Origin of the sequence: Brevibacillus sp. FIR094 (assembly GCF_050477165.1) — a bacterium.
Taxonomy (GTDB): domain Bacteria; phylum Bacillota; class Bacilli; order Brevibacillales; family Brevibacillaceae; genus Brevibacillus.
The window spans coordinates 1-19824 of the sequence record NZ_JBEAES010000055.1 but is presented as its reverse complement, the minus strand read 5'-3'; the positions used below and the strand labels follow the sequence as shown (position 1 = coordinate 19824).

Sequence of the window (19824 nt, the reverse complement as noted above, 5' to 3'; positions counted from 1 at the left end):
TGACTTCCTTCACCTATTTTTTCTTTAGTATGCGGGAGATCACTGGCGTTTTTTTGATCAACTGTGCTATCTTTCAAGCTTTACGTCGTCAGTCGCTCTACCAATACGGGTGACAGTTCCTTTTCTTCCTTTTTCCCAACCAGCTGCTGTGTCCAAATCCGCTCATGCAGCATCTCAAATGCGTATTTTCCCATCAACGTACTGGAGCTGGATACAGTGGTGATCTCTAGCAGCTCTCCGATTGGCTGATCATCGCAACCGACTACGGCTAAGTCTTCCGGTACGCTAATCCCCAACCTACTCGCTTCTTTGATGATCCCTGCCGCTATATGATTGCACGATACGATCATTGCTGTCGGTCGCTCTTCTGTTTGCAGCAATTTCCCTACGACATCCTTGCCGTCTTGGATCGTTAAACACTCTTCAAACGACCACTCAGGAGAGGGTGTCACGTCAATCGAACGCAGCTTTTCGTAATAGGCACGTTTGCGATGCTGACTGTTAAAGCTGTTTTTTCTGCCGATGCAATACCCGATCCGGCGATGCCCCTTCTTCATCAAATACTCCATCCCGATCAGAAACGTTTGATAGTGGTCGATATGAACACTCGAAACAGAGGTGGTATCATTTGCTTCACACGTGATGATAGGTCCGTAACCTGCATATTCATTGAGCGTTTCGCAAGAACTGGACCTGGAACACATGATTAGCCCGTCGATTTTTTTATTTTTGAGCAAGTGTAGAACGCTGCGTTCTTGCTCGGGGTTGTTATTCGTTTGGCATACCATCAGCTTGTAATGATGCTGGACTGCTTCTGCCGCAATCCCTTCGATAATGGAGCTGTAGTATTGGTTGTTGACGAGAGGCAATGTCACACCGATGACCATCGTTTTTCCGGTAGAGAGGTGGACCGCATTACTGTTTTGAACATAATTTTGTTCTTCAATAATCTTGAGAATCTCCGCGCGTTTTTTCTCGTTCACGTACGGATGGTTGTTAAGCACACGGGAAACGGTTGATACGGATACACCCGCCAATTTCGCGATTTCTCTAATGTTAGCCACTCAGATTACTCCTCTAAGTCGGATCAGTTATTACATACATCAAAACACATTCCGCTTGCTCTGAAAAGCGTTCCACATATTATGCTCTCCTTATGTAGAATGAAAGGAGTCGTGTTTTGTGATTCGCTTAAAATTTGAATATCTCTTGTTTATCGTAGGCTTATTGATTTTGGCGCTCGGGATCAACATGATGACGACGATTACGTCCTTTGGTCTTAGCCCGTATGATTCTCTGTTTATTGCCCTGTACCAAAACTTCGGGGTATCGATTGGCTTCTGGATGTTTGCCATTAACCTGACGTTTGTCATCATCGTCCTTTTCATGGATCGCAGTTACATTACTTTCGGTGCCATTTTGGTCATGGTGCTAATCTCCCTCTTTGTCGATTTGATCGGTTCCATCGATCCGCTTATGGCTGCTATCCGTTCATTGCCGCCGCTTCTGACCATGGCACTCGGAAACATTTGCATCGGCAGCGGTATCGGGCTGTATGTGTGTACGCAAGTGTGCACGGCTCCCCAAGAGGCATTTGTACTGGTAATGTCGAAAAGATTAAAGTGGACATTCAGACGGGCAGAAATTTTGCTGGCGTGCATGTTTCTTAGCGCAAGTTTCCTGCTAGATGGCCCGATTTATTACGGAACAGTCGTGCTGTCATTTACGACTGGCTACATTATTCAAGCAGCGATTAACGTCGGGAATAAGATGCTCCGTCTCGTCAATCAAACGAAGGGGGCGGAGGCATAATAGGAGGAAAGCCTTGAGAAATTTTCGACCAAAAGTAGTGTGTTCCCTTGTAGTGAGCCTGTTTCTATTGCTTGTCGGTTGCTCCTCTTCCACTGGTCTCGTAAAAGCCAGCGGAGATGTTTTTGCCCAGAGCGAAATTCACAGACTGACCCAAGATCCTGAAAACGTAACGCATTACCGGCCGATGCGTATTCAGGAAATGACACCGCTATTGCCTTCGTCTCTCCAAAGCCGAATCAAGCTCGTGGATAAAACGAAGCTGCCTTTTCCTGTCGAAAAAGAGATGGCCTATCTCGTCTCATTCTCCTCAGGCTCCGAAAAAGAAACGCGACACCAGCTACAGCTGACATACGCGCAGGATAACGAAGATCCTATTACGGAAAACTTCTTCATCGTACGTATGACAGAGACGGATGAAAACCCCTTGGCCCATATGAAGCCATCTGCTTCTGGATTGGATTCGTTTGGGAACGTCATGCGCGTTGAACCACTGACCGACGATATCACTTTCTATCATCATATCATCACGACAAACAGCTCTTATGTGTATAACTTTTACAAGTACGATGATAAAAATCAGGAAGTCAATCTGATCGTCACAAACGCCCATGAGATGGAGTTCTATGATCAAGGGATCTTGTATCATCTCGCGTACCACACCGGAAGCACTCAACTGGACCCTACCCTTCATGATCAGATGGTAGCGCTGGCGAAGGATTTCATTTCTGTCCGTTCCTAAAGAAAAAGAAGGATTCCCCTGTAGCTCATTAGACTGCGAGGCGGAATCCTTTTTTCTATCTCTTGACCTTCACGTGGCGTGAAGCTTTACGATATTTTCCAGTACGATCAAGGAACTGGAGGCTGAACAATGCCAAACCACGAACAAATTTATAAAAATCAAGCGGAACAGTACGATCTGATGATTTCCAGACAACCTAGTCTGCTCGCTGTCATCGAAGAAATCACTCCCATCAAAGGACAGGACGTGATCGATCTGGGTGCTGGCTCAGGAAGACTTACGTCTGTACTCGCCCCTCATGCCAAGTCCATTCTCGCTCTCGATGCTTCCGCTGCCATGCTAGAAGTGAGTGCACAGCAGCTGACGCAAGCCGGTCTTTCCAATGAAACCAACGTAGCGGATCATCGAGAACTTCCCGCAGACGATAACAGTGCGGATGTCATCGTAGCAGGGTGGACGGTTTGTTACCTCACCAGTTCTGAAGTTCCCAACAACGAGCTCCATCTTGAAAAGATCATGCAGGAGATGAAACGCGTGCTTCGGCCTGGTGGCACGATCGTCATCATGGAGACGATGGGGACCGGATATGAAACACCTCATCCACCCGAATTTCTTACGCAGTACTATTCTTTGTTAGAAAACAAATACGGCTTCTCTCACAAATGGATTCGCTTAGACTATCAGTTTAAAGACATTGAGGAAGCAGAACAGCTTTCACGGTTTTTCTTTGGAGATGAACTTGGGGACAGAGTCGCTCGGGAAAAGCTAGTGACATTGCCGGAATGTGCGGGGGTATGGTGGCTGACTGTATGAATACAAAAAAGGCCAATCGGATTTACCCGACTGGCCTTACTGTTGCTTACTTTGCTGACAGTACATTTATTTCCGAGGTTCTCTTATTTTTTCACAGAAGGCATGACACCCTCTGGAATCGGGCACACATACGTTTGACCGCCCAGGCGCTGTTTCAGCTCGGCTTTTGCCTGTTCGATCAGCTCCGGATGATTTAGCATGTCAATGGCTGTAGAAGCCATGACCTTTCCCGCATGTAGCATCCCTTTATGTGCCATGGTTGTCGCCCCGAGGGACACCCATTGCCAGGAGTGCAGCGTGGAGCCGTTCATATAGCACGCAGTCGTGCATTGCGCGGTTGGCGTAATCCAGCTCACATCCCCGACATCCGTGGAGCCGTTTAGCGGGATTTTTGATCCGTCGAATGGATTGAGCCATGTCACCATGTCTGGAGCAGGCAAGTACGGTGACTGTTTTTCCGAAGTAGCGAGTTCCTGCTTGGACAGCGTCGCACGCATTTCTTTTGCCAATTGCAGTTCTGCTTCATCATGCACAGGGACGCCCAGCTCTTGGAAGTTTTTGTACATGACCTCTTCGAGCAGCTTGTTTTGTACGAGATTCGAGCACGCTTTGTCGAATACGATCTCTACCTCGGTTTCGGTCATGAGCGCAGCGCCTTGCGCAATTTTGCATACGCGCTCGTAAATCTCCTGTACTTGATCAACCTTTGGCGCACGTACGAGATAGAGCACCTCTGCTTTTGCTTGAACCACATTTGGCGACAAGCCACCGGAGTTCGTGATGGCATAGTGCACACGTGCTTCCGGGATAATGTGCTCACGCAAGTAGTTCACGCCGACGTTCATCAATTCCACTGCATCCAGTGCGCTTCGACCGAGATGTGGACTTGCTGCCGCATGGGCACTCTTCCCTTTGAACTTGAAGTAAATTTGATAGTTCGCAAGTGAATCAATGGACATGATGCTGTTATAGCCCATTGGGTGCCAGCAAAGTGCGAAGTCTACGTCGTCAAACAGTCCTGCTCGCGCCATGAACGCTTTCCCGGAACCGCCTTCTTCCCCTGGGCAGCCGTAGTAACGAACAGTCCCTGTCATGTTGTTCTCTTCCATGTACGCTTTCACTGCAACGGCTGCCGCAAGAGAAGCGGTACCGAGCAAGTTGTGTCCGCAGCCATGCCCGTTTGCTCCTGCTACGAGAGGCTCTTCTGTGGTTTGGCCTTTTTTCTGGCTCATGCCCGACAGAGCATCGAACTCTCCCAGAATCGCCACGACAGGATTTCCGCTGCCAAAACTTCCGATGAAGGCCGTTTTGATCCCGCCCACTCCACGCTCAACCTTGAAGCCTTCTCCTTCGAGTGTTTGAGCCAGCAGTTCAGCAGATTGGTACTCTTCAAAACGCGTCTCCGCGAAACCCCAAATCTGGTCGCTCACCTTGATGAAGGCATCGCGTTTTTTCTCAATCATTTCTGCAATTCGCTTGGTATGCATTCGCAAACATCCTCTCTGCCCTCGTTGTCCACGTGCTTTTTCGCTCAGTTAGGAACGTTTTTTACGTCAGCAATCGTCTTGCAACTCGGTTCAAAAGCGCTACGCTGCGTGGCAAAATCTCTTCTTGTATATCGAATTTCGGATGGTGGTGAGGCGCCGGGATATCCGTCCCGATTGCCATGTACGTTCCTTTTCCTCCACGATCCTGAACGCGTTTAATCATAAAGCTGGCATCTTCACTGCCCATTGAGTTGTGATCGCCATGCTTAAAGGAATGGAAGCCTTCTACCTGCTTGGCTTCTTCCAGTGCTAGCTCTGCCATCTCCACATCGTAGTTGATCGGGATTGCTCCCCCGACGACTTCGATTTTGTGGTCGAGCTCATGCATAGCGGCACTGTGCGCGATGATGTTGCGTACGCGGTTTTCTACTTCTGCATTAACTTCTTCGGTGATGGAGCGAGTCTCCACAACCATCTTGGCATAGGCCGGAATGATATTCGCTGCTGTTCCTCCTTCTAGCACACCCACATTGATTCTCGTATCACCAGTGCTGAAACGAGGAATTGCATGAATGTTCAATAGGGCGGTAGCCGCTCCGAGCAATGCATTTTTCCCTTGCTCTGGCGACGCACCAGCATGAGAAGAAACACCGTAGAAATGCGCCATCATTTTCGTGGTAGCTAAAAATCCATAGGAACCTCCGTGCACCTCACCTAGCGGCACATTGACACCCAAATGGTTGCAGAAAATATAGTCAACATCGTCCAAATGGCCTTTTTCCACGATCGCGTATGCACCGCGAACACCTTCTTCGGCTGGTTGGAAGATCAGTTTGAGCGTACCGGAAAAATCTCCTGCTGCAAGCGCTTCTGCCAATCCCAAGCCAATCGTGGTATGACCATCGTGAGCACAGGCATGCATGTTGCCTTCATAATGGGAGCGGAAGCCATTCGCTTGTGGAAAATGGTCTTGCTCTGTACTTTCCAAAACAGGTAGTGCGTCCATGTCAAAACGGAAAGCAACCGTTGGTCCAGGTGCCTTCCCTTTCTTCACACCGATCACTGCTGTATATCCACCGCGCATTTTTTCAACAATCGTCGGGTTTGCACCATCACGCAAAGCTCTTTCATATGCTGCATCGAGGACCGCCTCAGAAGGCAAGCCCCGACGGGAATCTCCATCGATTGCTTCTTGTCCGTATATGACCTCATAGCCGAGGGACGTCAAAATCTCTACTACCTTGGAAGCGGTACGGAACTCCGTAAAACCCACCTCTGGATGTCTATGAAAATCTCTTCGCAACGAAACCAGATCCAACATCGTTCAATTCCTCCTGTTAACTCTGGAGCATGTCTTTTTCCATGCCCAGGTCCGATAGGCAAGCTCTAGAAATATGAGAAGACTGGCAAATGTAAACCCTTACAATATCCGAATATTAAAAGACATTTTCGCTTATTTGAATTATATAGTTGCCTCTCTGTTTTTTCAATAGAAGTTGTTAGACTTCTTGAAAAATAACAAACTTTGTCTAGCTGTTGTGGTGGGGAGGAAACAGGAGAAAACGCTCAGCTTCTAGGGCCACCCCCTGTAGGATTGACTGCCCGACTCCATGCAAAAAGCGAAACCGCGTCCAAAGTGGTCCACTCAGGATGTGTTTCAGAGGTGGACGCTTAAAGGCGTGTTTCGCTTTTTGCATCCGTCTCGGTCAGTGTCCCTAAGATCTTCGCTTATTTCTCCTATTTCCTCTACGAGCTATCCGTGTTTTCCGATTTTTTAAAGCTTTAAAATTAATGAAGAATGCCATCAGTTACGACAGAGAAGAATATTTCCAGACGTAGCGACTTGTGGAGTCCTACCGAGCGGACAATTTCAGCCCCCAGCAGGACGGAGCCTGGAACCTAGACTGGAAATATTCTTCTCCCCACTGAAGTCCCATAACATGAAAAAACACCCGAAACTTCTCGTCGGGTGCCCTTATATTTTCAGCTTATAAAGCTTTTTCGGTCGTCCACGCACAGCCTGCTGCTCTTCCCCGCTGAACTCGGCCAAATCTACTTCGCACAAGCTACCCATGATCCGCTGTGCATTCCGTACTGTCATCGACAAATGCGAAGCGATATCCGTCGTTGAAAACGACTTCCAACCCATACGCTGAACCAGCGCACGCAGCTTATGATACGATTTGACACTTACATTGGCCCGGTTCAGCTTTTCCAACAGCTCGCGATCACTGGAGCGGAACGAATAGACGAGCTCCTCTGTTTCTCCCACCGATTCCATCATGACGCCATTATCCTGTACGACGACAATGCCCGCCCCCGGTCGTTCTTTTGCGTGCTGGATTGCTTTTCGCGCATTGTTTTCCGCAGAAAAAGCTGTATCCCCAAAGCCCACACCTACTGCAACCGGAACCTCTGCCTCCAAAGAGAGCTGTTCCACTGTATGTCGTAGCATTTCAATCTCTCGTTGAATCGCACCACGCGAGCTGAAAATCTGGTAGCGTCCGTTGCCATTTGCCATCAGAGAGCCATCCAGCCTATCGCAGAGCGCAAGCAGAATTTGTCTGATCTTCAGCTCCAGATGCTGCAAGTAAAAACGCGTGCTGGCCCGCTCGGGAATCTTGTCAAACTGCTCCAGCTCAATGATCTCTACCCCAATTTGTGTGTCCTTGAAATAGGAGCTTTTCACCTTTTCAATGACGATTTTCATTGCCTGGCGAATCTCCATTTTCGTCATCAGGACACGATAGACAGGAATGCCTTCCTCGCGCAGCGCATGTTCCACCACAGAAAACGTGGTGAATGCTCCTTGTGTCTTGCCTTCACGCCATAGCGATACATGAAACTGCGTGATCGCATCCAAGTCAAAATTCTCGTCGTACATACTGACATAAATCTCCTCGTCAGGTATGTCCAGCTCCGACATTGCCTCGCTCAAATGCAATCCTTCCGAATCAATCATATCAATGGAGACACGGTTCACGGCTGTCTTTTGATCAATCGACATCTGTATGAAGCAACGATACAGATTCGAACCGTTCGGTGGACAATACACGAGATTGGCATCCGGGCTGAGCACGTTTTTGGCGATGGTAAACGGAATCGGTCCAGAGAAAAACCAACCGTTTAATTCTGGATGATGCTCCATGACGATTTTGCTCACGTCACGAACGTCCTCATAACGAAAAGGAACAAATTCGATCTCATGCTCAAATTCATTGGCAACCGCCAGTATCCGCTCCACCGAAGGCCTTGGTCCTACAACACCGATTCTATACATAAGGGCGTTATCTCCTACCTGGTCATGATCGACACCTTTTCCTCATTCATATCATGTGCCGTTCTCTTTGTCTACTGGATGCCAAGCATGCTGTACTACGCTTGCTCCATGATTTGCATAACCATTTGTTCAAGTGAAGCAGTGGGCTTGCCGATGATTCTCTCCAAATCCGTCGTCGTGCTGCTCGCATCAATTTGCATCAAGAAGCGATACAGCCAACTTTCTGCAACAGGGTCCTCCCGATGCCTGATGGATTTGCCTGTCTGTGCCGTCAACACTTCAGCCAGCTCTGCGAAATTCCAAGCTCGGGAAGCCGTAAGCTCGTAAGTCTGATTTTCGTGCCCCTCTGTGCTGATGACAGTGGCAGCAGCCAATGAAAGATCCTCACGTGTCACTGTGTGAAAGCTCCACTTACCAGGGTATGTAAGGAGCTCTCCTGTTTCGATTGCCTGCTGAATACCAAATGCCGCAATCACATCACTATATAGTCCATTCCGCAGAAACGTATACGGTATCCCTGTCGTGCGAATGGCGTGTTCTGTTGCCATATGGAGATGCGTGAGCGAGATATTTGCTTTTTCCAAAAAGGCAAAGCTGGTATACACCAGGTGAGTGACATTTGCTTTTTTCGCCGCTTCTATGACATGACTATGCTGTCGTACACGAGTAGTATCATCAGTGTGTGGGCTGGAAATAAACAAAAGCTTTGTGCCGTCCGCAAAAGAGCGCTCCAGAGACAGAGGGTCATCATAATCCGCCTGTCTTACCTCGATTCCCAACTCTCTTAGCCTTGTCGCTTTGTCCAGTCGGCGCACACAGGCAATAAGGCGTTCTTTTTCCACCCTTTTCAAAAGCTGTTCGATAATCAAGCTCCCTAGTTTGCCCGGTGCTCCTGTGATGAGGATTGACATGCTTTTGCCCCCTTTTCCCCTGCGGCTCAAAGTTCATCTCACACTTTTCCTCATTTTCTCTAGTAAAAAAATCAGTTGATGCAGCTCCTGCTCCTCCAGTCCTCTTAGCCCCTCTGCAATTACCTGGCGATTCCCGGGAAGGTGCTCGAAAAGAAGCTGTTTTCCTGCGTTTGTCAGTGAGATTACGGATTTTCTGCCGTCTTCGAGATGGGGAGTCCGGTGTATCAAACCGTCTTTTTCCAATGGCGCAAGCAAAAGACTAATGTTGGCCTTCGTCACTCCAATGCACGCTGCCAAGCGTGAAGGCAGGATACTGTCACCATGCTTCGCTATCTCTACCAATAGTCGGATTCTTGCACCGTTCATGCCTTTTGCATGCCAATATTTTTCCGAGAGCCCTACCAAATCTGCGGTGGCGTCTACCAAAGAAAAGAATGCTTTTGTCCGTAAAGGGGGCTGTTTTACATACGTTTCGAGATCATCTGCCATGCTCTTCCCCCTCATTTAGTTAAGCACTTAACAACTTGAAATGTAATCCATCTGTATTTTTTTGTCAATGGGCACAACGTTTTCATTACGCAAGAACCATTAACTTGCTTTATGTTAACGAAACATAATGAAAAAGAACTGATGGCTATAGACACCTTGTCCATCAGTTCTTTCTTATGTTTGATTACTAACGATTCAAGTTTTTAATGTACTTGCCAGCAGCCACTTGTCCCTCGTAAACCCATCCTGGTGGAACAGGGGAATATTTGCTTACTAATAATACGGTTCCATAAGGAGCTCCAACGACATTCATGATCGTTTTGCTATCATAATTTTCTCGCGATACAACCCATCCAGTCGGAATGGGGGAGAACTTAGTCACATTGAACTCCGTACGATAAGATGCTCCTATTACATATTTTATCACCCGACCGGCTACTTCATCTCTTAAAACTACCCATCCAGCTGGAACGGGAGAATATTTGCTAACTCGTAATTCCTCACCATAGGGAGCACCTGCTGTATTTTTAATGAGCTTGGACCCTAGATCTTCACGAATGACGACCCACCCTGCTGGAACAGCAGCAGATTTTCGAATCCATTCTTCATCTGAACTCCATCTGGCAGAAGCTAATGAAGGTTCTTTCTGCCCACCTACACTAGATGGTGTGTTTGCGGCTTGAATCGGAGACGTTAGCACTGCAGAAAATACGGCAACACTTAATGCTGAAAAAACCATTTTCTTGAACATAGTGATTCCCACCTCTCCTACCATTATCATTTTCCAAAATATACCATATTTTTAAAAATGAGTAAATTTTCAAGAAAAGTCAATTAATTTCATGCCACTATCCCTATCCATCCATGACCTAAGTAAATATTTTTTATCGAGAAACTAAAAAAATTCCTTTGCTATCGAAAACGCAAGCAAATATTCTGAATATACGTTTTCTATCATTTTTAAGGGGGTATTTATGAAAAAGGGACTGGCAATTGCAACCTGTCTTACCTTACTTTTCGGGGTACTAGCGGGGTGCTCGAACTCTTCCGCACCTGCTGAACCCACTGGTTCCACTACACCTACAGAAGCGACAAAAACAGAGCCGATGGTGTTAAAATGGAGCATCAACAGCGAACCGCCTTCGATGGACCCTGGGATCGCCGTCGACGCCGATTCGTTTGACATGATTTACGCTGCCTTTGAAGGCTTGACCAGCTATGACCTGAATGGTCAACTCGTCAACGCTACGGCTGAGAGCTTCACCAACTCGCCGGATTACATGAACTACACCTTCAAAATTCGCAAGGACGCTAAATGGAGCAACGGAGACCCTGTCACCGCCCATGATTTCGTCTATGCGATCAAGCGTAACCTCGATCCGAAAACAGCGTCCGAGTACGCCTATCAGCTTTACTACATTAAAGGAGGAGAAGAGTACAATACGGGGAAAGGCAAAGCAGAGGATGTAGGAGTAAAGGCTGTGGACGACTACACCGTCGAATTCAACCTGAAGTCACCGACTCCCTTTTTCCGTGAGCTAACCTTCTTCCCGACCCTCTTCCCGTTGCATCAAAAAACGCTGGAAGGAAACCCAAAATGGGCAAATGAAGCGAAAACAATCGTGGGAAATGGCCCATTCATCATGGACAAGTGGGAGCACAAAAGCAGAATCGTCTTTACGAAAAATCCGAACTACTGGGATAAGAACAACGTCAAGCTCGACCGGATTGAAATTGCTATGATCGAGGACAACAATACAGCATTCTCGATGTTCGAAAACGGCGACATCGACTGGGGCGGCTATCCTGCGTCAACCCTTCCGACCGACGCAATCCCTACACTGAAAGATGCGGGCAAGCTGATGGTCGCGGATAATCCAGGTACACAATCCGTTGTTTTTAATACAAACAAACCACCGTTCAACAACAAAAAAATTCGCCAAGCCTTCGCTTATGCCATCAACCGTCAGGAAATCATCGACAATATTTTGCAGACGGGTGTTCCAGCCGCCTACGGTTGGGTACCGACTTCCATGGGTTTGAAACCAGACGGCTACTTTAAAGAAGACCAGGCGAAAGCCAAAGCACTACTGGAAGAAGGCATGAAGGAGCTCGGACTCTCGACCTTCCCGACTGTCACTTACACCTTTGATACGAATGATACCAACAAAAAGCTGGCCGAAGCCCTTCAAGATCAGTGGAAAAAAGCACTCGGCGTCGACGTGAAGCTATACACGGCGGAGCTGAAGGTGTACCGCGACATGAGATCGCAAGCCAACTTTGACATGATCCGCTTCCAATGGGGAGCAGACTTCAACGACCCGATCAACTTCCTGGAAATGTTCCGCGACAAAACGGGCGGAAACAACCACCCGGATTGGGAAAATGCCAAGTTCAAAGAGCTGATCGACAAGAGCTACAACGAGCCTGACCTCGACAAGCGCAAGCAAATTTTGCTGGGCGCAGAAACGATTTTGATGGACGAAATGCCACTCGCTCCGATCAACTTCCGGGGAAGCCCGTATGTGAAGAACGACAAAGTGAAAGATTTCATCATCTTCCCGCTCGGCGGGGCGTACTTCAAGTACACATCCGTCAATAAATAAGAACGACGCAACATTAACAACAGGCTGTACCAGTCCTTCGCAGACGGTACAGCCTGTTGCTCTGTTTCGGTACACATTTTCTTACAAAAACTTTTTCATTTCATCAAATGCCAGATGACGAGCCCCAGCCTGACAATGCTGCTCGCCGCCCGTTTCCCTGGTAAAGACTTTCGTTGTAATCGACGCTGCATTGCACAATTCCCGCTGAATTTGCGGCAGACGGCTGATGGGAACGTACTGATCCTCCTCCCCTGCCAGGAGCAATACATCCTGGTTGATCAATGCACCAATCCCTTCCATCGTATGCTTCTCAAAGTTTTTCAAGAGGCCAAATGGCGTTGTCGCCCCTGTGTTTTCCATGCCTTTTGTGATTTTCCACTTCACGTCAATGCTTGCCTCCATCATTTTTTCAAACATCGCATTGACCTGCTCGGCTTCATCCGTAGCCAACAGGGCAGTCAGCTTCTTCCACAGTTCATCCGGCATCCGTATTTTCAGCGCATCGAGGCCGCAATAGAAAATATTGAAGGCAATCACTTTATCGATCCGTTTTTCAAAAGCGGCCGCTCTCATCGCCAAATATCCGCCCCATGAGCCTCCCAGCACGCTGACTCTCTTTAACTGAAAGTAGTCAATGACTGCTGCAATCGGCTTCTCCCAGCTATGAATGAATTTCAGCCCATTTTTTAGTGCGGTTCCTTGTCCAGGACCATCAAAGACAATAATATGGTAACCAATCCCCCTCAAAAATCTCATCATCTTCACGAGCTCTTCCATGTAGGAATCATAGCCCCCGAATACTAGCAAGGTTTTGGTGGCACCAGGCGTGAGCAATCTGATCGCTGGCAAATAAGAATTTTCATAAGGAATTTGAAAGGATTCATAGTCAAAATCATGGAATCCCTTATAAAACGTCTCGCGGTATTTCTGGTACATTATCTCTTTGTTCGGATCTGATGGCAGCAAATAAAATTCCGCTGCTTGATAATAAGCGGAAGCAAGGTCGTAATCCTGCTTATCTTCCCGCATGACAGCATGTTCTTTCCAGGCCTCATACCAGCTTTCTGCATCTGTCAATCTTGGAACGATCGTTTTCAAATCGCTGCTGGCCCGTTCATCTTCCTCATAGTAGTCATGGATAAAACGATTGATTTGTAGATTGAACTGTTCGTTGTCCACGTACATTTTAAACATGGTATCCCTCCTCTGATCGGTTACAAGCCCATCGTATCGGGATTACCTTGAACGAACCATAAGCAAAAACACTTCATTCGTACGAAATCGGACGATATGCACGCTGATGGTTCGAAAAGCGACTTTTGAAAGGAGATTGACTAGATGAATGAAGATGTTCGCGTCTATAAGACCAAAAAAAGCATTGCAAGCGCGCTCGTCAGTCTGCTGAAGGAAAAAGATTTCAGTCAAATTACGATCAAGGATATTTGTGCCCGCTCACTCACCAGCAAGTCCACTTTTTACAGCCACTATACGGATAAGTACGACCTGCTGGAAAAAATGGTCAAGTATCAGGCCGACTTTTTTCAAAAAGAAATGGCGCATCGCTTCGTGTCCATCCAACATGGTAACGTGGCAAAAGTTATTGAAATGATCATCGATCTGACCGCGGCGAATAAAACGGAAATTGCCACGCTGCTAAATGTGCATGCTCCCTCCGCTGATTTGAGCAAAGAGGTTGAGCTCATCTTATACAACGCCTGCTATTCTTACTTGGACAAGGCACTGTCTTCACCAACTGTCTCGGTTGACTATCTTGCCAGGCTCTACGTTGCAAATGCCATGGTGCTTTTAAACTGGACGCTGCAAAATGAAAAAGACATGGGCGCGATTCAATTGGCCAGCACCTTGCAACAGTACATTTTTGAAGGGGTACAAAACGGTCATCCGAGTATCGGAACACATTCATGAGACATTTTGCATACAGAAAAACCCGGATGCAATCTGCCACAGAGGCAGTACAACCGGGTTCCTTTTTTATACAGTCACAGACGATTGGTGCTCTGTGACGTTGTACACTTTTGTATCCAGCTCTTTGGTCGCCCTGCTCGTCAAAAGGCCAGCAGTCATGCTTCCGCTTACGTTTAGTGCTGTGCGGCCCATGTCAATCAACGGCTCAACGGAGATGAGCAGACCGACAATTGCAATTGGCAAATTCATCGTGGACAAGACGAGCAGTGCTGCAAAGGTCGCCCCGCCCCCAACACCTGCAACCCCGAAGGAACTGAGTGCCACTACTGCGATCAGCGTCAGGATGAACGATGGTGTCAGCGGATCAATTCCTGCGACTGGTGCTACCATGATGGCCAACATGGCCGGATAGATCCCTGCGCAACCGTTTTGTCCGATAGAGAGTCCAAAGGAGCCAGCGAAGTTGGCAATTCCCTCAGGAACACCCATGCTTTGCTGCGTTTTTACATTCAGTGGCAACGCGCCCGCGCTGGTACGCGAAGTGAAGGCGAACGTCAGAACAGGGAATGATTTTTTCACATAGGTGATTGGATTCAATCCTGCAAACGTCAACAGCAACAGATGGATGATAAACATGATGATCATCGCCACATACGAAGCGACAACGAACTTGCCAAGCTGCCAGATGGCATTGTAATCGCTGGTAGCTGCGACTCTGATCATGATTGCCAGTACACCATATGGCGTCAGGCGCAGGATCAAAGTCACGACACGCATAATAATCGTATGGAATGCGTCCACGATTTTTGCAAACAATTCAGCTTGCTCCGGATTTTTGCGTTTTACCCCTAAATAGGCTACTCCGATAATCGCAGAGAAAATCACGACCGCAATCGTAGAAGTCGCCCGATCTCCAGTCAGATCAAGGAAAGGATTCGCAGGAAGAAGTTCCAGAATTTTGGCTGGCATACTCAAGTTCTGGATATCACCCAAGCGCTGTTCCACCTGTTCAATCCGAGTCGATTCGGCATCCCCCTGCTGGAATTGTGCCCCGTCGAGATTAAATGCCAAGGTAGTCGAAATCCCGATCGCTGCCGCGACAGCAGTCGTTCCTACCAAAAGTCCGATAATCAGCGTACTGATTTTTCCAATGTTATTGGTTAATTTCATTTTGGTGAAAGCCGATAAAATAGAGATGAATACCAGTGGCATTACGATCATTTGAAGCAGCTTCACATAGCCCTTACCTACAATGTTGTACCATTCGATGGTGGATTTGAGTACGTCCGATTTGGCTCCGTATACGTATTGCAAAATGAGTCCAAATAAAATCCCGAGTCCGAGACCAACAAATACTCGTTTGGAAAAAGAAATATGCTTCTTTTGCATGGCATACAAACCAGCAATGAATAAGAGCAACAAAACAATGTTTACGATGATCAATAACGTCGACATATATTCCCCTCCCTTTCGTTTTATGTACCTCTCATTATTGTATTCGGTATAGATATAGTTATATTACCAACAATCCCTACCGGTCAAGTATGAAATGTTTTTATATTATTCCAAACTGTCTTACATGAATAGCTTTGTCCGGCTGTTGTGGTGGGGGAGGAAACAGGAGAAAACGCTCAGCTTCTAGGGCCACCCCCTGTGGGTTTGACTGCCCAACTCCATGCAAAAAGCGAAACCGCGTCCAAAGTGGTCCATTCAGGATGTGTTTCAGAGGTGGACGCTTAAAGGCGTGTTTCGCTTTTTGCATTGCGTCTCGGTCGGTGTCCCTAAGATCTTCGCTGTTTTCTCCTGTTTCCTCTGCGAGCTTTCAGTATTCACCGTATTTTAAAATCCTTAAAAGATTGAAGAATGTGATCAGTTACGACAGAGAAGAATATTTCCAGACGTAGCGACTTGTGGAGTCCAACCGAGCGGAGAAGGGATTCGCGGGCAAAAGAAACGCAACGTGCCCGCGCGACGAAGCGGCTACCACTTTTGCGTTTCCCCGCTAATCCCTTCGGAGCGGGCAGTCTTAACCCTCAGCAGGACGGAGCCTGGAGCCTAGACTGGAAATATTCTTCTCCCCACGATAGTTACGTTAAAAAAAATAGGAACCGCCCATTTGGACGATCCCTGGTTAGTTAGTAAATCGAAATCGGTTCGCTTATTTCAGCTGCTTCACCACCAAACACCACAGCCAAGTAACGACGACCGCACCAATGACTCCGGCAATGACATTGAAGCCGGCCCACATCCACAGCCAATCACCCAGTACCAAATCGCCCAGCCAGCTACCCAAAAGAGCAGCAATGAGCGAAGCCCACCAGCCTGATCCTGCCGCTTTTCCTGAACAGATCCTACTCATTGCCCACCAAACGACCACACCGACGACAGCCCATACGAACCAGAACATTCGTACACACTCCCTCTCTCATGATGGTGACGCTTACATAAGGGCCAAATAATGACTGAATATCTGTTACCATCATATTGAACAAAAGAGAAAGTGTGCATAGGCATTTAATTGGTATACAGTTCCGCGCGGCGGTTGGCTACGCTTGGCAATTTGCCCCGTACTCGTTCAATCCGACTTACATCCAGTTCTGTGATCAATAACGTTTCTTCTTCCCCTGCACTGGCGATCACGACACCCATCGGATCGACGAACATGCTTCGTCCTGCAAAAATATTTCCGACCTGATCAGCCGCACATACAAACATCGTGTTTTCAATGGCACGCGCACGAACCAGCGTCTCCCAGTGATCCTCTTTCATCGCTCCGGCTACCCAGCCTGCTGGCACAAACAAAATATCGGCACCCTGGAGAGCAAACTGTCTCGCGATTTCCGGGAAACGCACCTCGTAGCAAACCATCAATCCGATTTTGCCGAATTCTGTTTCCACCACTTGATACGGATTATCCCCAGGCGCGATGAAGTCCGATTCTGTGTAGGAAAAGGCATCGTATAAATGTGTCTTGCGGTACGCATGCAGCAGCTGTCCTTCACGGCCTAGAAAAACAGTCGTATTGTAGGCGCGATTTTCATCACCCTCGATCGATTCAAACACACCGCAAACCACATAAACTCCATGCTCCCGAGCAAGCTCTGCCAAGCCGGAAACAAATGGACCATCCAGCTTTTCAGCTACCTCTGCTGGCGTTACCCCCGACTTTGGCGTGGCAGGTGCACTGTACATTTCAGGCAAGATTACAAAATCTGCCCCTGCTGCCTTCGCTTTTGCGATGTAATCGGCTGCTTTTTGCAAATTTTGCGTCTTATCCATCGTCGCTGTAAGTTGGGCAATTGCTACTTTCATGAGTATCCCCCGTCCTTTCCATTCATACAAAGCTCTCATTTTCTTACTTGCTAGTATAACTGATTTTGACCGAGTTCCAAGTAATTATGCTTTACCAGTTGGACGTCTTGTATATAATGGACTTGTCATCTTGCGTATAAATTTTCACCCTATCGAAAGTAGGTGAGTCCATGTCCATCCGTATCAAGTTGCTACTCTCTTACACAGGGATGCTAGTAATCAGCTTGCTGACATTTTTCGTAGCCGCCAGCCTATTTACGATTGCGGCGACTGGCGATATTAACAGCTTTCGCGACTTTTATAAAGTGCATTATCAACTCAATCCGCTGACTGAACAAGAAGAGAATATTTTCCTTGAATTGAAATATCTCGCCAAGAATGAGCCGGATCAGTTGCAAAACCAGGAGCTGCTTGCCGATTACGATTTCAAGCTCAAAACGGTACGTGCTGGCCTGTATGTCCGCAGGGAGAGTAATCAAGTCTTTGCCTCCCCAACCATCAATCAGCCCGAGCTGGAAAGTAGCTTGCCGCCCTATGACTTGAACAACAACCAGATTCGCAACACGTTTAACATCGGCGAAAGATTTTATGCATATGCGAAGTATGACTTCAAGTTTTCGGATGGCGCAAAAGGCAGTGTCTTTGTTATCCGCGAGCGCAGTCCTTTTGGTGAGGTTATCCGCAAACTGCTGCCGATTCTCGTGTTCCTCCTCCTCGGCGTCATTGTCATCGCAAACGTCTTATTGTACCGCTGGATCACCCGCAGCGTCGTCAAGCCGCTCGATTTACTGCGCAATTCGGCTGAGAACATCAAGGAAGGCAATCTGGACTTTGAGCTCCATCTGCACACGAAGGACGAGATTGGACAACTGAACGAAACATTCGAAAACATGCGTAGACGATTGCAGGAATCAGTGCGGCTGCGCCTTGCGGACGAAGAAAGCCGCAAAGAATTGATTTCCAACATCTCGCATGATTTGCGTACACCGATTACCAATATCAAAGGCTATATCGAGGGAATCCGCGATGGCGTAGCTGATACCCCGGAGAAAATGGACAAGTACGTGAACATCATTTACTCCAAAGCAGTGGACCTCGACATGCTCGTCGATGAGCTGTTTCTCTACTCCAAGCTCGATCTGAAACAAGTGCCCTTTACGTTTGAACATGTAGATATCGTGCAGTTTTTGGATGATTGTATCGACGAGCTACACTACGATCTGGAAAAGAAGGGCATCACGATTCAGTGGAATAAGCGTACAGCCGAGGGCACCCTGGTCATCGCCGACCTGGAAAAAATCAAGCGCACTGTCTTAAACATCATTGGCAACTCGCAAAAATATATGGATAAACCTGAGAAAATCATCTACGTCTCGGTTCAAACGGATGCTCATTGGGCCACCATTGAAATAAAAGACAACGGCATCGGTATCCCGCAAGAAGCCATTCCTCACCTGTTCGAACGCTTTTATCGGGTGGAGCAATCCCGTAATTCTTCCACGGGCGGTAGCGGTCTCGGACTCTCCATCGCACGCCAGATCGTCGAGGGTCACGGTGGCACCATCTGGGTGGAGAGCAAGCAAGGAGTAGGTACAAGCCTGTTCTTTACGTTAAAACGTACCTACAAACAATAGGAGGTGCACATTCCCATGTCTTCACGCATCCTCATCATTGAAGATGAGACGACAATCGCTCAGCTGGAGCGGGATTATTTTGAACTGAACGGCTTTCAGGTTGATTTATGCCACTCTGGCAGCGAGGGCTTGCCGCTTGCCATCAATGGCAACTACAGTTTGATCATCGTTGATTTGCAGCTTCCGGGCATGGACGGCTTCGAATTGTGCAGCCAGATCAGACAAGTCAAGGAAGTGCCGATCCTGATCGTCTCCGCAAAAAAAGAAGAGATCGATAAAATCCGCGCCTTTAATCTTGGTGCCGATGACTATATTACAAAGCCCTTTAGCCCAAGCGAATTAGTAGCCAGAGCCAAAGCCCATCTGACAAGATACGAGCGTTTGACAGCCCGACAACCTCAACCATCGAACGCAGAGATTCACATTCGCGGTCTCGTCATCGACAAAGTATCCCGAAGAGTCTACGTACGCAATCAAGAAGTCATTTTCACGACAAGAGAATTCAATCTGCTTGAATTTTTAGCGACACACCCAAATCGGGTTTTTAACAAAAATGAGCTGTTCGAACGAATCTGGGGCATGGATTCCAGTGGAGATATCGCGACCGTTACTGTGCACATTCGCAAGCTGCGTGAAAAGATCGAAGTCGATCCGTCCAATCCGCAGTATATCGAGACGGTCTGGGGTGCCGGTTACCGATTTACTGTCTAAGCATAAGCTTTTCCACCATCAAAAACCTTCAGCAATTTCGCGGACGCACTTGTGGGACTGACCCCATAACGTAAGACAAATCAAAACACCTTCAAGAGAATGCG

Annotated in this window: 18 protein-coding genes; 7 read left to right on the top strand and 11 right to left on the bottom strand. The window is 47.6% G+C overall.

From position 1 onward, the window contains the following. Positions 1–80: 80 nt before the first annotated feature. A complete protein-coding gene (locus ACQ5DJ_RS28410; RefSeq protein WP_429845377.1) occupies positions 81–1064 on the bottom strand; it encodes a LacI family DNA-binding transcriptional regulator in 984 nt (327 codons plus the stop codon). 118 nt (positions 1065–1182) lie between these two features. Here ACQ5DJ_RS28410 and ACQ5DJ_RS28405 point away from each other — a divergent pair, with 118 nt between their 5' ends. The 3 genes from ACQ5DJ_RS28405 (at position 1183) to ACQ5DJ_RS28395 (ending at position 3364) form a co-directional block, all read left to right on the top strand. Next, complete coding sequence (locus ACQ5DJ_RS28405; protein ID WP_429845376.1) at positions 1183–1812, top strand: YczE/YyaS/YitT family protein; 630 nt, start codon at positions 1183–1185, stop codon at positions 1810–1812. Between the two features lie 13 nt (positions 1813–1825). Then, the gene (locus tag ACQ5DJ_RS28400) at positions 1826–2551 is read left to right on the top strand and encodes a hypothetical protein (RefSeq protein ID WP_429845375.1); all 726 of its coding nucleotides are present in this window, start codon (positions 1826–1828) and stop codon (positions 2549–2551) included. A gap of 129 nt (positions 2552–2680) precedes the next feature. Then, positions 2681–3364: a class I SAM-dependent methyltransferase gene (locus tag ACQ5DJ_RS28395; RefSeq protein WP_429845374.1), complete on the top strand. Its 684-nt coding sequence runs from the start codon at positions 2681–2683 to the stop codon at positions 3362–3364. Positions 3365–3447: 83 nt separating this feature from the next. Here the strand turns inward: ACQ5DJ_RS28395 and ACQ5DJ_RS28390 are convergent, their stop codons facing one another. The 6 genes from ACQ5DJ_RS28390 to ACQ5DJ_RS28365 all read right to left on the bottom strand — a co-directional run bounded on the left by ACQ5DJ_RS28390 (position 3448) and on the right by ACQ5DJ_RS28365 (position 10282). Continuing rightward, a complete protein-coding gene (locus tag ACQ5DJ_RS28390) occupies positions 3448–4851 on the bottom strand; it encodes a M20 family metallopeptidase (protein ID WP_429845373.1) in 1404 nt (467 codons plus the stop codon). Positions 4852–4912: 61 nt separating this feature from the next. Further along, positions 4913–6172: an amidohydrolase gene (locus tag ACQ5DJ_RS28385; protein WP_429845372.1), complete on the bottom strand. Its 1260-nt coding sequence runs from the start codon at positions 6170–6172 to the stop codon at positions 4913–4915. A gap of 654 nt (positions 6173–6826) precedes the next feature. Further along, complete coding sequence (locus ACQ5DJ_RS28380; RefSeq protein ID WP_429845371.1) at positions 6827–8131, bottom strand: hypothetical protein; 1305 nt, start codon at positions 8129–8131, stop codon at positions 6827–6829. A gap of 95 nt (positions 8132–8226) precedes the next feature. Further along, the gene (locus ACQ5DJ_RS28375; RefSeq protein ID WP_429845370.1) at positions 8227–9042 is read right to left on the bottom strand and encodes an SDR family oxidoreductase; all 816 of its coding nucleotides are present in this window, start codon (positions 9040–9042) and stop codon (positions 8227–8229) included. Positions 9043–9075: 33 nt separating this feature from the next. After that, positions 9076–9531 (bottom strand): MarR family winged helix-turn-helix transcriptional regulator, encoded by a 456-nt coding sequence (locus ACQ5DJ_RS28370; protein WP_429845369.1) that lies wholly within the window; start codon positions 9529–9531, stop codon positions 9076–9078. Between the two features lie 187 nt (positions 9532–9718). After that, a complete protein-coding gene (locus tag ACQ5DJ_RS28365) occupies positions 9719–10282 on the bottom strand; it encodes a hypothetical protein (protein ID WP_429845368.1) in 564 nt (187 codons plus the stop codon). 223 nt (positions 10283–10505) lie between these two features. Between ACQ5DJ_RS28365 and ACQ5DJ_RS28360 the strand changes: the two genes are divergently transcribed. Further along, positions 10506–12137, top strand: coding sequence for a peptide ABC transporter substrate-binding protein (locus tag ACQ5DJ_RS28360; protein ID WP_429845367.1), 1632 nt, complete (start codon positions 10506–10508; stop codon positions 12135–12137). Between the two features lie 81 nt (positions 12138–12218). Here the strand turns inward: ACQ5DJ_RS28360 and ACQ5DJ_RS28355 are convergent, their stop codons facing one another. Further along, a complete protein-coding gene (locus ACQ5DJ_RS28355) occupies positions 12219–13331 on the bottom strand; it encodes an alpha/beta fold hydrolase (protein ID WP_429845366.1) in 1113 nt (370 codons plus the stop codon). 144 nt (positions 13332–13475) lie between these two features. Here ACQ5DJ_RS28355 and ACQ5DJ_RS28350 point away from each other — a divergent pair, with 144 nt between their 5' ends. Further along, positions 13476–14063, top strand: a complete 588-nt coding sequence (locus ACQ5DJ_RS28350; protein ID WP_429845365.1) for a TetR/AcrR family transcriptional regulator — start codon at positions 13476–13478, stop codon at positions 14061–14063. Between the two features lie 66 nt (positions 14064–14129). Here the strand turns inward: ACQ5DJ_RS28350 and ACQ5DJ_RS28345 are convergent, their stop codons facing one another. From ACQ5DJ_RS28345 to ACQ5DJ_RS28335, 3 genes are all read right to left on the bottom strand, one after another. Further along, positions 14130–15518 carry an L-cystine transporter gene (locus tag ACQ5DJ_RS28345; RefSeq protein WP_429845364.1) on the bottom strand — a complete coding sequence of 463 codons (1389 nt, stop codon included), beginning with the start codon at positions 15516–15518 and terminating at the stop codon, positions 14130–14132. Positions 15519–16221: 703 nt separating this feature from the next. After that, complete coding sequence (locus ACQ5DJ_RS28340; protein WP_069846996.1) at positions 16222–16470, bottom strand: hypothetical protein; 249 nt, start codon at positions 16468–16470, stop codon at positions 16222–16224. A gap of 107 nt (positions 16471–16577) precedes the next feature. After that, positions 16578–17375 carry a carbon-nitrogen hydrolase family protein gene (locus ACQ5DJ_RS28335; protein ID WP_106652410.1) on the bottom strand — a complete coding sequence of 266 codons (798 nt, stop codon included), beginning with the start codon at positions 17373–17375 and terminating at the stop codon, positions 16578–16580. Positions 17376–17545: 170 nt separating this feature from the next. On the opposite strand from ACQ5DJ_RS28335, the gene ACQ5DJ_RS28330 reads away from it, so the two are divergent. Continuing rightward, positions 17546–19009, top strand: coding sequence for an ATP-binding protein (locus tag ACQ5DJ_RS28330; RefSeq protein ID WP_429845363.1), 1464 nt, complete (start codon positions 17546–17548; stop codon positions 19007–19009). A gap of 15 nt (positions 19010–19024) precedes the next feature. Beyond that, on the top strand, positions 19025–19720 hold the full coding sequence (locus tag ACQ5DJ_RS28325) for a response regulator transcription factor (RefSeq protein WP_429845362.1): 696 nt from the start codon (positions 19025–19027) through the stop codon (positions 19718–19720). Positions 19721–19824 lie beyond the last annotated feature (104 nt).

Bases quoted from the DNA above. Each gene is read 5' to 3' on its own strand.
- ACQ5DJ_RS28395 (WP_429845374.1), top strand. From the start codon at position 2,681: ATGCCAAACCACGAACAAATTTATAAAAATCAAGCGGAACAGTACGAT.
- ACQ5DJ_RS28390 (WP_429845373.1), bottom strand. From the start codon at position 4,851: ATGCATACCAAGCGAATTGCAGAAATGATTGAGAAAAAACGCGATGCC.
- ACQ5DJ_RS28385 (WP_429845372.1), bottom strand. From the start codon at position 6,172: ATGTTGGATCTGGTTTCGTTGCGAAGAGATTTTCATAGACATCCAGAG.
- ACQ5DJ_RS28380 (WP_429845371.1), bottom strand. From the start codon at position 8,131: ATGTATAGAATCGGTGTTGTAGGACCAAGGCCTTCGGTGGAGCGGATA.
- ACQ5DJ_RS28375 (WP_429845370.1), bottom strand. From the start codon at position 9,042: ATGTCAATCCTCATCACAGGAGCACCGGGCAAACTAGGGAGCTTGATT.
- ACQ5DJ_RS28370 (WP_429845369.1), bottom strand. From the start codon at position 9,531: ATGGCAGATGATCTCGAAACGTATGTAAAACAGCCCCCTTTACGGACA.
- ACQ5DJ_RS28365 (WP_429845368.1), bottom strand. From the start codon at position 10,282: ATGTTCAAGAAAATGGTTTTTTCAGCATTAAGTGTTGCCGTATTTTCT.
- ACQ5DJ_RS28360 (WP_429845367.1), top strand. From the start codon at position 10,506: ATGAAAAAGGGACTGGCAATTGCAACCTGTCTTACCTTACTTTTCGGG.
- ACQ5DJ_RS28355 (WP_429845366.1), bottom strand. From the start codon at position 13,331: ATGTTTAAAATGTACGTGGACAACGAACAGTTCAATCTACAAATCAAT.
- ACQ5DJ_RS28350 (WP_429845365.1), top strand. From the start codon at position 13,476: ATGAATGAAGATGTTCGCGTCTATAAGACCAAAAAAAGCATTGCAAGC.
- ACQ5DJ_RS28345 (WP_429845364.1), bottom strand. From the start codon at position 15,518: ATGTCGACGTTATTGATCATCGTAAACATTGTTTTGTTGCTCTTATTC.
- ACQ5DJ_RS28340 (WP_069846996.1), bottom strand. From the start codon at position 16,470: ATGTTCTGGTTCGTATGGGCTGTCGTCGGTGTGGTCGTTTGGTGGGCA.
- ACQ5DJ_RS28335 (WP_106652410.1), bottom strand. From the start codon at position 17,375: ATGAAAGTAGCAATTGCCCAACTTACAGCGACGATGGATAAGACGCAA.
- ACQ5DJ_RS28330 (WP_429845363.1), top strand. From the start codon at position 17,546: ATGTCCATCCGTATCAAGTTGCTACTCTCTTACACAGGGATGCTAGTA.
- ACQ5DJ_RS28325 (WP_429845362.1), top strand. From the start codon at position 19,025: ATGTCTTCACGCATCCTCATCATTGAAGATGAGACGACAATCGCTCAG.